The following is a 12,943-nucleotide window of genomic DNA, read 5'->3' on the forward strand; positions in this document are numbered from 1 at the left end:
GTAACGACCTCGCGCCACCGTTCCCACGACGGTGGCGCTTTTCTTTTTCCGGCCGCTCGCAAGCAGCACAGCCGGGCTATACTCGGCACATTGAGCCGGAAAGGATGGCACAACATGAGCCTGAAACGCGTTCTTGTCGTCGGCGGCGGATCGGCCGGCTGGATCACCGCGGCCTATATGGATGCCGCCCTGAATTCCAAGGATCACAAACCGGTCGAGGTCTCGCTGATCGAGTCCGAGATTGTCGGACGCATCGGTGTGGGCGAAGCCACGGTTCCGACCATCCGCCATGTGCTGCAGACCATCGGCATTTCCGAGAGTGATTTCATGAAGGCGACCGATGCGACCTTCAAACAATCGATCCGCTTCGATAACTGGCTCGATGGCCGCGGCGAAACCTATTACCACCCGTTCGAGCGCCGCCAGACCGCCCGCATCGACCGCACCGGCGTGAACTGGATGGCCAGCGATCGCTCGCGCCCCTTCGCCGAGCTGGTCTCGACCCAGCCGCACTTCTGCGAGGCAGGCCTGTCTCCGCGCATGCCGAAAAGCCCGGATTACGCCTCGCCCCTGCCCTACGCCTATCACATGGATGCGGAGAAATTCGCCGACCATCTCTGCGACATCGCCAAGGCGCGCGGCGTCAAACACTATGTCGATGATGTCACCGACATCAAACGCGCCGAGAACGGCAATATCGAGAGTGTGTCGACCAAGGGCGGATTGACCCTTGAAGCCGACCTCTTCGTTGACTGCACCGGATTTGCCTCAATCCTGATCGGCAAGACGCTCGGCGCTGAGTTTGACGATTTCTCCCAGCACCTGCTCTGCGACAGCGCGGTCGCCATGCGGGTGCCCTACGAGACCTATTACCCCGGCCAGATCAAACCCTATACGACCTCTACCGCCGTATCGAATGGCTGGATCTGGGATATCGGCCTGATGAACCGGCGCGGCACCGGCTATGTCTATTCCTCGGCCTTTCTCGACAAGGACAAGGCGGAAGCCGAGCTGCGCGCTTTCGAGGGCGACCACACCAAGGATCTCGACGCGCGACACCTGCGCTTCCGTGTCGGCCGGCGGCCACAGCAATGGGTCAAGAACTGCGTCTCTATCGGCCTCTCTTCGGGCTTTATCGAGCCCCTGGAATCCACCGGCATCTATTTAAGCGAATACGCCGTGGTGACGCTGTGCGAACACTTTCCCTATGGCAGCGACATGCAGCCCCTGGCCGACCGCTTCAACCAGATCATGACCGGCCGCTATGACGAGATCCTCGACTTCATCAACATGCATTATTGCATGACCCGCCGCACCGACACCGAGTTCTGGCGCGAGGTGCAAAAGGACGAACGCATCACCGACAACCTCAAGGCCAAGTTCGAGTTCTGGAAACTCAAACCACCCTCCCATTCCGACTTCGAGGACCAGCTGCGCCTGTTCTCGCACCAGAGCTATGAGTACATCCTCTACGGCATGGACTTTCAGCGTGACCGGTTTGGCGGCGGCCAGCGCCCGGTGGCGAAACACCTGCCCGGCGTGACCAGGATCGTCGAGGCCGGCAAGACCCGCCTTCCGCGCCATGAAGACTGGCTCGAGCACGAGCTGGGAACCAAGCTCGGGCGCTACCGCACGGCGGAACTGGCAGAGTAAACCCCTCCTTCTCCCCACCCGGGGAGAAGGTGCCCGAAGGGCGGATGAGGGGCTTAGCTATAAGTTTACGGCGTCGGTGAATTTCTTGTTGCGCGGCTTGAGCCGCGCGCCCCTCACCCCCGCTACGCGGGACCTCTCCCCGATCATGGGGAGAGGGATGCTAGCCGCAAGGCAGACGATTCAACGTGACCGGCATCACATCTTTCTCCCCACCCGGGGAGAAGGTGCCCCGGACTTGATCCGGGGCGCATGAGGGGCCTTTGAAAGACCCCGCTCAGCCCTGCCCGTCATCCACCAGTGGCTTGACCGTCAGCCACAATGCCGCCGACACCGCCAGCGAGACCGCGCCAATGGCAAAGACCAGCCCTTTATCGGCCACCCGGTCGATGGCGAGGCCGACACCCAGGCTGGCCACCAGCTGGGGCAGCACGACGGAGAGGTTGAAAATACCCATGTAAAGCCCTGTGCGCGCCTTGGAGACACGCTGGGTCATGATGGCGAATGGCAGGGAGACGATCGCGGCCCAGCCGACGCCGAGCAGGGCCATCACCAGGTAGATGGCCAGCGGGCTGAAGCCGAGGAAATATCCGCCGGCATAGCCAACCGCCATGACGGCGAGACAGGCAGCATGCAGGCGCACCCGGCGCATTTTCTTGGCCAGAGGGGCGAGCACGAAAGCCGGCAACAGGGCCGCCACGGCATTGAGAATGAGGAAGCTGTAAGAGGTGATCTGACCGAGCCGGTCATCCTCGACACCGGGAATGCGGAATTCGAGGAAGGCGAACATGTAGATGAACATGGTCTGCACCCCGATCCAGGAAAACGCGTGCGCCGCCATGATCTTCTGGAACTCGCCCATATCCTCGCCTGTCGCGGATGGCGCTTTGGGCCGGCGCAGGATGACATAGCCGATCAGAACCGCCGTGGCCGCGAGGGTGAGTATCTCCGCGGTAAAATCATGACGCTCCACACCCATCAAACGCAGGGTCAGGGCGTAGGCGTCATAGGCGATCACCGCCCAGAGCGGCAGCGTCGCCACGGCCAGGCGCGAGATATCGGAGCCGCTCGATGCAGCGGCCGCCTGCTCGCCCTCCGTACCCTCGAGAGTTCGGGGTTCCTGCATGAAAAAGGGCGGGACCAGGGTGAAGAGCAGGACCAGGACCGCGCCGCCATAGATGAGGAAAATATTCCCCATGGCCGCGCCGACAAAATAGGCCAGCACGCCAAAAGAGCCGGAAACGGTCTGCATCCAGGTATAGCCCTGGGTGCGGCGCTCACCTTCCGGGGTCAGGTCGGCGATGACCGAGCGGGTCGGGTTGAAGCCGACATTGATCGACAGATCGAGGGTCAGCGCCACAACAAGGGCAACAGCGACAATGCCCTCCAGCCCCAGGCTGGTGGAAATCACCCCGATATTGGGCAAGGCGAGCAGGGAAAGCGCCGACAAGACGCCGCCAATCAGGATAAAAGGCCGCCGCCGTCCGCCCCAGAACCAGACCTTGTCGGAAATCATGCCGATAATGACCTGGCCGATAATCCCGGCCAGCGGTCCGGCCGCCCAGACCAGACCAATCTCCTCGATCTCGAAATCGAACTGCGTCCGCAACAGCCAGCTCAGAGCCGAGATCTGCACCGCCAGGGCAAACCCCATCGCCGTTGACGGCAAAGTCATCAACACCATGAAAGGCGCGCTCAGGCGCTTTTGCATATTCAGCATGGCTCTCCCCCGGGCACGGCCTGGACAGCCGCTCCCACCGTTTTGCAAATCCTTGCAGTGAATTTGCTCTGGGTCACGCTATTTTTCCGGAATCAAATGCACTAACTGATAATCAAGCGCTCCAAATTTACGCAAACTCGTGCTATTCAATGACGGATGGAGAGGGTTTGATGAGCGATACAGCCGACAAGAACTGGTGGCGCGGCGCGGTGATCTACCAGATCTATCCACGCAGCTATCTCGACACCAATGGTGATGGGATCGGCGACCTGCCCGGCATTATCGACAAGCTCGACTATATTGCCGCGCTCGGCGTCGACGGCATCTGGATCTCGCCCTTCTTCACCTCGCCAATGGCGGATTTCGGCTATGACGTCGCCGATTTCTGCGATGTCGATCCGGTCTTCGGCACGCTGGATGATTTTGACCGGCTGATCGCCAAGGCCCATGGGCTCGGCCTCAAGGTCGTGATCGACCAGATCTATTCCCACACCTCCGACCAGCATGCCTGGTTCACCGCCAGCCGTGCCGATCGGTCAAATGCCCAGGCGGACTGGTATGTCTGGGCCGACCCCAAGCCGGACGGTTCGCCGCCGACCAATTGGCAATCCTTCTTCTATGGCCCGGCCTGGACCTGGGATGCGCGCCGCGGCCAGTACTACATGCACAACTTCCTGCCCGAGCAGCCCGATCTCAATTTGTGGAATCCGGACGTGCGGGCCGCCATTCTCGACACGCTGCGCTTCTGGCTCGATCGCGGCGTCGATGGGGTAAGGCTGGATGCCATCAGTCACTGCCTGCATGACCGGGACATGCGCGACAACCCGCCCAAACCGGTCCAGAACCCGCGCAAACCCGGTGACATGCAGGACCAGATTCGCACCGTAGGCCTGCCGGAAACGGCCGGTTTGATGACCGAAATCCGCAGCGTTCTGGACGAATATCCAGGCCGTTTCGCCGTCGGCGAGATCGGTGGCGAGGACCCGCTGGGCCAGGCCGTGACCTATGCCGATCCGGACACCACACTTCAAACGGCCTATAATTTCAGCTTCCTGTTCCGCAAGCCGCTCGATCCGGCGCTGATCCGGGACACCATAGAAGACGGCCTCAATCGTCATCCCAAGGGCTGGCCGACCCAGGTGTTTTCCAACCATGACGCCGTTCGTGCCCCCTCCAGATGGGGCGACGCCAGTTCCGCTTTCGCCATTCAACTCAACGCTTTGCTTCTAAGCTTGCGGGGCTCGGTCTGCCTCTATCAGGGTGAAGAGCTGGGCCTGCCACAAGCGGATATACCATTCGAGAAACTGGTCGACCCCGAAGCCATCAAGAACTGGCCGCGAACCCTCGGCCGCGACGGTGCCCGCACGCCCATGCCCTGGGTACCGGATGAGGAATATGCCGGCTTTTCCGCGCAAGAGCCCTGGCTCCCGGTCGATGCCCGCCACGGCCCGCTCAGTGTCGCGCTGCAGGAAAAGGACAAGGCCTCCGTCCTGCACTGGACCCGGCGCCTACTGACCCTGCGCAAGGCCGAACCGGCGCTAAAACTCGGAGATATCCGCTTCCTCGATACAGACGCGCCGCTCCTCGTTTTTGAGCGGATAAATGGGGATGATCATTTGGTCTGCGCCTTCAATCTCGCAGCAACGAGGACGCCCCTGCCAGCAGATATAACCGGCGATATGCTGCTTGGACGCATCAACACTCGCCCGGCTCGAACACTCGAACCGCACGGCTGGGCGATCCTACGCCGTTGAGCCCACTCGACAGAGCGGTGCTGTGCTGGCTAAACAGTCGGTATGAGCGATACCACCTCCAAAGCACCGCTGGCCGGCCTGCGTGTTCTTGAACTCGCCCGCATTCTGGCCGGACCCTGGGCCGGACAGACCCTGGCCGATCTCGGCGCTGATGTGCTGAAGATTGAAAGCCCGGACGGCGATGACACCCGCAAATGGGGACCGCCCTTTATCGAAGGCGAGGATGGCGAGACCAGTGCCGCCTATTTCCACGCCTGCAATCGCGGCAAACGGTCCGCCATAGTGGATTTCCGGACCGAGACCGGCCGCGATACCGTCCGCCGCCTGGTGGCGGACGCCGATGTAGTGATCGAGAATTTCAAGCGCGGCGGACTGGCCCAGTACGGGCTGGACTATGACAGCCTTGCCGCTCTCAATCCGCGTCTGATCTATTGCTCCATAACCGGTTTTGGCCAGACCGGTCCCTATGCCGACCGGGCCGGCTATGACTTCATCATCCAGGCCATGAGCGGGGTTATGGACCTGACCGGTGAGCCGGACGGGCCGCCGCAGAAAATGGGCGTTGCCTTCGCCGATGTCTTCACCGGGCTGTACAGCACCATCGCCATCCAGGCGGCCCTCGCCGAGCGCGAGAAAAGCGGGCTGGGTCAGCATATCGACATGTCGCTGCTCGATTGCATGACCGGTGTGCTGGCCAACCAGGCAATGAATTATCTCGCCTCCGGCCAGACACCGAAACGCATGGGCAATCGTCACCCCAATATCACGCCCTATGAGGCCGTACCGGTCAGCGATGGCTGGATCATCCTCGCCGTGGGCAATGACAAACAGTTCGAGCGCTTCTGCCAGGTGGTGGGCCTTGAGGCCAAGCCGGAATGGTCCGGCAATACTGGCCGCATCAAGGACCGCGACGCGCTCGGCGAGGCGATCAGCACGCTGACCGCGCAATGGACGCGCGACGAGCTCCTCAAGGCGCTGGAAGCCGCGACCGTACCGGCCGGACCGATCAACAGCGTTGAGGATGCGCTGAAGGACCCGCAGATCACCGCCCGCGGCCTGGTCGGGGAGTACGGCCTGAACTCCCCCATCCGCTTTTCCCGCTCCGCCACGGTGACCGGCGGCGCGCCGGCGCTCGGCCGGGACGCCCCGGACTGGCTCTAAAGATAGGGACGGGCGAGCGCCGCGATATCGACACGGGCGCGCAGGCGCCGGGCGAGCAGGTAGAGGCCGCCGAACTTGCGGTGCAGGTAGAGCGCATCAATCGGGGGAAGGTGGCGATAGCCCAGCTCCAGACCCAGCCTCATGCCGTCATCGCGCAGCTCGCCCGCCAGATCTGACGCGGCGAAATCAAACCCGCCCTCAGCACGCAGCGGGGCAGCGGCCGCCATCATGATCTTGAGCAGCAGCTCGAGCTGATCAGACGGCGTCTCCGCGTCGAAATAGCCGATCTGGCTGGCCGCGGCGCGCAAGGCGCCGGCATCCGCTTCGGCACCGGCCCGGAGCAGCGCGCGATAGCCGGCAACCAGCCCCTCGGGGAGCGAGCGCACCGCGCCGAAATCGAGCAGGACGAGACAAGCGCGCTCCGGGTCATAGCGATAATTGGCCAGGTTCGGATCGGACTGGATCGCACCCAGCTCGAACAGCTCACGAAAAAGCAGGGCAAACAGGTCGCCCACTATCCGGTCGCGCACTCCCTGGCGCTCGGCCTCAAGCGCCTCGAGCGGTACAGAGTCGATGTAATCCATGGCCAGAATGGTGCGGCCGGAAAGCTCGGCATCCGGGCGCGGCAGGCGATAACGCTCATCGGCTTCCAGCCAGTCATGGAAACGAGCCAGATGTCCGGCCTCGGCGAGATAATCCGCCTCTTCATGCAATTGCAGCTTGGCCTCAGCCAACAGCGGCTTGATGTCGACCTGGCGCGGCAGCAAGCCGGAGGCCGCGGTCAGGGCGCCGAGATTGTCGACATCACTGTCGATACTCTCGGCGACGCCCGGGAATTGAACCTTGATTGCCAGATCGCGCCCGTCCCGGGTCACGGCGCGATGCACTTGCCCGATCGAGGCGGCGGCCAGCGGACGGGGGTCAAACCGCTTGAAACGAGACAGCCAGCGCTCACCCCAGGCAGCGTTGAGAACTTGTTTGAGTTGTTTTGGCGGCATCGGCCTCGCATCAGCGCGCAAGCGGGCGAGCACCTCGGCAAATTCCGGCGGCAAGAGGTCACCGGCATCCATCGAGATCAACTGCCCCACCTTCATTGCCGCGCCGCGCATCCTGGCCAGTTCGCCCGCCAGCTTGTGCGCATTGCGCGGTGACAGGGCAATGGCGCGCAGGTCCGGCCGATCGCCCGATGCCAGCGCCGAGATACTGCCGGAGAGCACATTGAGGCCGACATCTGTGGCCACGGAACCCAGCCGGGCGAGCCGATTGAGGCGCCCTTTCGGCACGGCCACGCCGTTATCTTGATCCGGTTTGCTCATATCGCTCACATCGCTGGCAATCGAGAGCTAGTTTTTGCGATATTGCGGGCAAGCCTGCACCGCCGCGTCAGCTTGCCGCCCCGCCCTGTTCAAGCTAGAGAAGCGCCCTTGCCTGCAAGCCTTTTCCAACCAACAGGACCGGTCCAGTGGAAGTGAAACTCTTCAATACGATGTCGCGCTCAACCGAGGTCTTCGATCCCATCGAAGCGGGTAAGGCGGGCATCTATACGTGTGGGCCGACCGTCTATCACCACGCCCATATCGGCAATATGCGCGCCTATGTCGCCGCCGATGTACTGGTGCGCACGCTGCGCCTGTCCGGTCTGGACGTGAAGCACGTGATGAATATCACCGATGTCGGCCACCTCACCTCCGATGAGGATGAAGGCGACGACAAGATGGAAGTCGGCGCGGCGCGTGAAGGTATCACGGCCTGGGATATCGCCGAGCGCTACACGGTTTCCTTCTTCGAGCAGTCGGAAAAGCTCAACATCAAGCGCCCGAACATCGTCTGCCGCGCGACTGATCACATCGCCCAGCAGATCACCATGATCGAGCAGCTCGAAGAAAAGGGCTTCGCCTACACGACAGACGAAGCCGTCTATTTCGACACCACCAAGATCGATGATTACGGCAAGCTGGCGCGCCTTGACCTGGACGGTCTGCGCGGCGGCGAGCGTGTCGATCTCGGGGCCAAGCACTGCAAGACGGATTTCGCGCTTTGGAAATTCTCGCGTGGCGAAAAACGCCAGATGGAGTGGGACAGCCCCTGGGGCGTCGGCTTTCCGGGCTGGCATATCGAATGCTCGGCCATGTCGGCGCATTATCTCGGCGATCAGTTCGACATCCATACCGGCGGGATCGACCACATCCCGGTGCACCACACCAACGAGATCTGCCAGAGCGAATGCGCGACCGGCAAGGCGCCCTTTGCCAAATTCTGGCTGCACAGCGAGTTCTTGCGCCTGCTCGACGATATCAAAATGTCCAAGTCGTCTGGCGACTTCCTGACGGTTTTCGCGCTGGAAGAGCGCGGCTATGACCCGCTCGCCTTCCGTCTGCTCTGCCTGAAGGCGCATTACCGTACGGCGATGAAGTTCAGCTGGGACGTGCTCGACGGAGCGGCGACGCAATACCGCCGCATGCGCCTGGCCGTCACCGCCCTGCTCGACCAGGGCGATGCAGACGCGATTACCGACATCACGGCGGACGCAGGCAGTGCCAAGTATGACACGCTGATCCGAACGGCGCTCTATGACGACCTCGCCACGCCGGCGGCCCTGACACATTTGCAGGCGGCGATCAGCGATGACGCCTTGAGCGCGGATCAGAAACTGGCCCTGGTCAAAACCTTTGACGGCGTATTCGGGCTCAGCTTGCTCGAGCCCTATGTCGAGGAAAGCGACAGCGATGCCGGCGAGGATGTTCAGGCCATGCTGGATGCACGCCAGCAGGCGCGCCAGGACAAGAACTGGGCCGAAGCGGATCGCCTGCGCGATGCTATTGCGGCCGCCGGCTATGTCATTGTCGACACGCCGGACGGCCCCAAGCTGGAAGCGGCCAAGGCCTAAGCGTCGATGTGGAACTCGGTCCCGAGATCGGTGGTGGAATCGCCACCGATCCACAGGTCGAATGCACCCGGCTCTGCGCCATAGGTCTTGTTGCGGCGGAAGAAGGCGAGATCATCCGTGTGCAGCTCGAAGCGCACACGGCGGCTTTCACCCGGCTCCAGCGTCACCCGCTCGAACCGCTTCAGCTCACGGATCGGCCGGGTCAGGCTGGCAAAACGGTCGCGGATGTAGAGCTGCACCACTTCGGCACCGGCAACCGCACCGCTATTGGTCAGGGTAATCTCGGCGACCACGCTCTCACCCATACGGATATGGTGCCGGTCCAGCGCCAGATCCGTGTAGGCAAAATCGGTGTAGCTCAGCCCGAAACCGAAGGGGAAGAGCGGCTCGTATCCGGCATCGAGGTGGAAGGTCGTCATGCCCAGGGAGGTCTGGGTGGCAGCGGCCGGGATTTCGTCGATATGGATCACCGTGTCGGGTGTCGCCGGACGACCGGTCTGCTTGTAGCCGTAATAGATCGGCACCTGGCCGGACATGGTCGGGAAGCTGACCGGCAGCTTGCCCGACGGCACGACGCGGCCAAACAGCGTGTCGGCAATCGCCGGTCCGCCCATCGTGCCGGGATGCCAAGCATAGATGAGCGCGTCAAAGCCATCGATAATCCCGCCCAGTGCCAGCGGACGGCCCGCCAGCACAACCCCGATGACCGGTTTGCCGGCGCTGCGGAGATGGCGGATCAGGTCTTCTTGCACGCCCGGCAAAGTGATGTCGGCGCGACAGTGGGCTTCACCGGACAAGATGGCCTCTTCGCCGATGAACAGCACGACCGCATCGGACTGTTCAGCAGCGCACAGCGCCTCGTCAAAGCCGCCCTTGTCCTTGGAACGGGTGGTTTCCAGGCCACGCACGTGACGGATTTCGACCGTGCCTTCGAGCATGGAATTGAGCGCCGCGAGCGGTGTCACACTGCGCTCCGCATCCCCGTCAAACACCCAGGTGCCCAACTGCTCCGCCGGCTCATCGGCGAGCGGGCCGATCACGGCGATGGAGGAGAGGGTTTCAGCGTTGAGCGGAAGTGTGCCGTGTTCATTGCGCAGCAGGACAAGGCTTTGTTCGGCCGCCTCACGCGCCATGTTGAGGGCCGTCATCCGCGGCGGCACAGAAGGCAGCTCAGTCACATCCCGGTCCATCAGGCCCGCCCGGAATTTCACCCGCAGGACATTGCCGACCAACTCATCCACGCGCTGCATGGAAACCCGCCCCTGGTGCACAAGCTCCGGCAGGTGACGTTCATAGACGCCGCCGATCATGTCGATCTCGACCCCTGCCGTCGCGGCCTCATAGGTTGCCTCGACATCATTTTCACTGAAGCCGTGGACGACGAGCTGGTGGATGGAATCCCAGTCGCTGACCACGGCACCGTCGAACGACCATTCCTTGCGCAGCACCTGGTCGAGCAGGAAATCGCTCGCGGTCGCCGGGATGCCATCAATATCGCTGAACGAGGTCATGAAGGTGCCGACCCCAGCCTCTACCGCCGCGAAGAAGGGCGGCAGGTAGACATTGCGCAGCTCGTTTTCCGGAATATTGGTCGTGTTGTAGTCGCGGCCGGCCTCAGACGCTCCATAACCGGCAAAATGCTTGGCGCAAGCCACCAGCGTGTCCGCGCCTCCGGTTTCGCTGACCTGGAAGCCCTCGACCATCGCCGCCCCCAGAACGCCGGTGAGATAGGGATCTTCACCCAGGCTTTCGGCGATACGGCCCCAACGCGGATCGCGCGAAATGTCGATCATCGGCGCGAAGGTCCAGTTGACGCCAAAGGCGCTGGCCTCCTGGGCCGACAGGCGGGCACAGGCGCGGACCACTTCCGGATTCCAGCTCGCCGCCTGGCCGATCGGCAGCGGCGCCACCGTGTGATAGCCATGGATGACATCGCGGGCGATCAGGAGCGGAATGCCATGCTCGCTCTCATGCACGGCAATGTGCTGCAGTGCGTTGATGACATTCGGATCGACAATATTGATCACAGAGCCGACGCGACCGGCGCGAATGGCCGGAGCAAGGCTTTCAACGATATTATCGCCCCAGGCCTGGACCTGGTTGAGCTGGCCGATCTTCTGCTCCAGCGTCATCCGCTCGAGGAGATCGCGGATGCGGCTCTCGATGCCGTTATCATTGCCCGCGGCGCTGACTTCTTGTGCATTGCCCATGACGGCTTTCCCGTTCTTCTCGGCGGTCAAAGCCGCCGGGTGGAGTGTTCAGTTGAGTTATTCGGCTGGTACCGCGTCCGGCACACCGCGACGGCTTTCCAGCTTCAGGCGAACCTGGTGCATCGTCTCCCGCGTAACATCGAGCGTTGAGATCGTGTAGATGGCAATCGCGGACGCAATAAAGGGAACGCCAACATCGAAGATGCGCAACATCAACAGGGTCTGCTCGCTCTGTTCCGCGCCCAAATCGACATCGAAGCCCGTCGCATTCAGCAGGAAGCCGCCACCGACCAGGGCAACGGACATGCCCAGTTTGACGACCCACCAGTACATTGAGCCAAACATGCCCTCGCGTCGTTCGTGAGTTTTGAGCTCATCAAGATCAACAACATCGGCCATCATAGACGGCATCAGGGTGAAAAGGCCGCCAAGTCCGAACGCCAGGAGCGGTCCAGGCAATAGAACCAGCCACGGCACTTCAGGATTATAGCAGAACCATTTCGCCAGATAGCCGAGCATGGAGATGCCGGTGGATACTGCGAAAGCACGGCGCTTGCCGATCTTTGTGGCGAGCCAGGCAACAAAAGCGACGACCCCGAAGGTCGCAAAAGTTGCCACCGTGCCGGCATAACCGGCCCAGAGCGCCCCAGCCGCCTGATCGCCTCCCATCACGTAATAGATGATCACGTAGGTTTGGAATGCGGCAATCATGATGAAGCCGTTGAAGATCAGGAAGGTCGCCAAGCAGAGTTTCAAGAAGGGAACAAAACTCAATGCCGCGACAAAACTCTTGAAGAAATCACCGACCGTTCGGAACAGCGCCCTGATCCCACTCAGTTTATCAGTATGACGCGCAGCCGACTCCTTGGCGGCAATGCCGGCCAAGCGTTCACGCAGGAATATTGCCGGCACCAATCCGAGGCAAAGGACCAGAACCGCAGTTACCAGAGCGACAGCGGCCGCGCCATCAACCATGTTCTCGAAGAGCGGCTCGTAGGTCATGATCGCCAGCAACCAGGGCGGTATGAAATAGGCGAGCTGGCCAATGAAATTCTGCGTCCCCATCAGCCGGGATCGCTCGTCATAATCGGGGGTCAGCTCATATCCCAGCGCAACCCATGGCGTCGCGAAGACGGTATAGGCTAGGTAGAAGGCCAAGGACCCGACCAGGAACCACCAGAAATAGAAGCTGTCGCTTTGCCCGTCCGGCATCTGCCAGACCAGCGCCAAGGCGATCGCTACCAGGATCGCGCCGACAAAAATGTAGGGCCGGCGGCGCCCCCACCGCGTTTGGGTATTATCCGACACATAACCCATGACCGGGTCCGTGAAGGCATCGAACATGCGAGGCAGTAACCCGGTGGCGATACCCGCGAGAACCGGGTCCATACCGAGTCCAAGGTTCAACACGATAGCTAGCCCGCCAAACACGCCCGCCAGCAAATTGTTGGCGAAGGCACCGGACCCATAGGCAAGCCTATGCGCAAAGGAAACGCGATCTTCGGGACGCGTTTTAGTCGCAGTCTGGCTCATGGGATAATCCTGTCTCGTGGGCCCCGCT

Annotated in this window: 8 protein-coding genes; 4 read left to right on the plus strand and 4 right to left on the minus strand. The window is 62.0% G+C overall.

The window, feature by feature from the left end; translation table 11 throughout:
- The first annotated feature begins 114 nt into the window (after positions 1 to 114).
- Positions 115 to 1,653, plus strand: coding sequence for a tryptophan halogenase family protein (locus tag Q1V57_RS06985; RefSeq protein WP_300529036.1), 1,539 nt, complete (start codon positions 115 to 117; stop codon positions 1,651 to 1,653).
- Positions 1,654 to 1,927: 274 nt separating this feature from the next.
- Here the strand turns inward: Q1V57_RS06985 and Q1V57_RS06990 are convergent, their stop codons facing one another.
- Positions 1,928 to 3,370 carry an MFS transporter gene (locus tag Q1V57_RS06990; RefSeq protein WP_300529038.1) on the minus strand — a complete coding sequence of 481 codons (1,443 nt, stop codon included), beginning with the start codon at positions 3,368 to 3,370 and terminating at the stop codon, positions 1,928 to 1,930.
- A gap of 170 nt (positions 3,371 to 3,540) precedes the next feature.
- On the opposite strand from Q1V57_RS06990, the gene Q1V57_RS06995 reads away from it, so the two are divergent.
- On the plus strand, positions 3,541 to 5,124 hold the full coding sequence (locus tag Q1V57_RS06995) for an alpha-amylase family glycosyl hydrolase (protein ID WP_300529040.1): 1,584 nt from the start codon (positions 3,541 to 3,543) through the stop codon (positions 5,122 to 5,124).
- 42 nt (positions 5,125 to 5,166) lie between these two features.
- Entirely contained in the window at positions 5,167 to 6,285 is a 1,119-nt protein-coding gene (locus Q1V57_RS07000; RefSeq protein WP_300529042.1) for a CaiB/BaiF CoA-transferase family protein, read from the plus strand.
- On the opposite strand, the gene Q1V57_RS07005 is transcribed toward Q1V57_RS07000, so the two are convergent.
- Positions 6,282 to 7,601: an AarF/ABC1/UbiB kinase family protein gene (locus Q1V57_RS07005; RefSeq protein ID WP_300529044.1), complete on the minus strand. Its 1,320-nt coding sequence runs from the start codon at positions 7,599 to 7,601 to the stop codon at positions 6,282 to 6,284. The two genes, Q1V57_RS07000 and Q1V57_RS07005, sit on opposite strands and share 4 nt — an antisense overlap.
- A 146-nt stretch (positions 7,602 to 7,747) precedes the next feature.
- Here Q1V57_RS07005 and cysS point away from each other — a divergent pair, with 146 nt between their 5' ends.
- Positions 7,748 to 9,172: a cysteine--tRNA ligase gene (gene cysS / locus Q1V57_RS07010; RefSeq protein WP_300529046.1), complete on the plus strand. Its 1,425-nt coding sequence runs from the start codon at positions 7,748 to 7,750 to the stop codon at positions 9,170 to 9,172.
- Here cysS and Q1V57_RS07015 read toward each other — a convergent pair.
- Positions 9,169 to 11,382: a glycoside hydrolase family 3 N-terminal domain-containing protein gene (locus tag Q1V57_RS07015; protein WP_300529048.1), complete on the minus strand. Its 2,214-nt coding sequence runs from the start codon at positions 11,380 to 11,382 to the stop codon at positions 9,169 to 9,171. The genes cysS and Q1V57_RS07015 overlap by 4 nt on opposite strands.
- Before the next feature lie 57 nt (positions 11,383 to 11,439).
- Positions 11,440 to 12,915, minus strand: coding sequence for an MFS transporter (locus tag Q1V57_RS07020; RefSeq protein WP_300529050.1), 1,476 nt, complete (start codon positions 12,913 to 12,915; stop codon positions 11,440 to 11,442).
- Positions 12,916 to 12,943 lie beyond the last annotated feature (28 nt).

It is taken from the genome of Maricaulis sp. (assembly GCF_030149425.1).
GTDB lineage: Bacteria > Pseudomonadota > Alphaproteobacteria > Caulobacterales > Maricaulaceae > Maricaulis.

Bases quoted from the DNA above. Each gene is read 5' to 3' on its own strand.
- Q1V57_RS07015 (WP_300529048.1), bottom strand. From the start codon at position 11,382: ATGGGCAATGCACAAGAAGTCAGCGCCGCGGGCAATGATAACGGCATC.
- Q1V57_RS07005 (WP_300529044.1), bottom strand. From the start codon at position 7,601: ATGAGCAAACCGGATCAAGATAACGGCGTGGCCGTGCCGAAAGGGCGC.
- Q1V57_RS07000 (WP_300529042.1), top strand. From the start codon at position 5,167: ATGAGCGATACCACCTCCAAAGCACCGCTGGCCGGCCTGCGTGTTCTT.
- Q1V57_RS06995 (WP_300529040.1), top strand. From the start codon at position 3,541: ATGAGCGATACAGCCGACAAGAACTGGTGGCGCGGCGCGGTGATCTAC.
- Q1V57_RS06985 (WP_300529036.1), top strand. From the start codon at position 115: ATGAGCCTGAAACGCGTTCTTGTCGTCGGCGGCGGATCGGCCGGCTGG.
- Q1V57_RS07020 (WP_300529050.1), bottom strand. From the start codon at position 12,915: ATGAGCCAGACTGCGACTAAAACGCGTCCCGAAGATCGCGTTTCCTTT.
- Q1V57_RS06990 (WP_300529038.1), bottom strand. From the start codon at position 3,370: ATGCTGAATATGCAAAAGCGCCTGAGCGCGCCTTTCATGGTGTTGATG.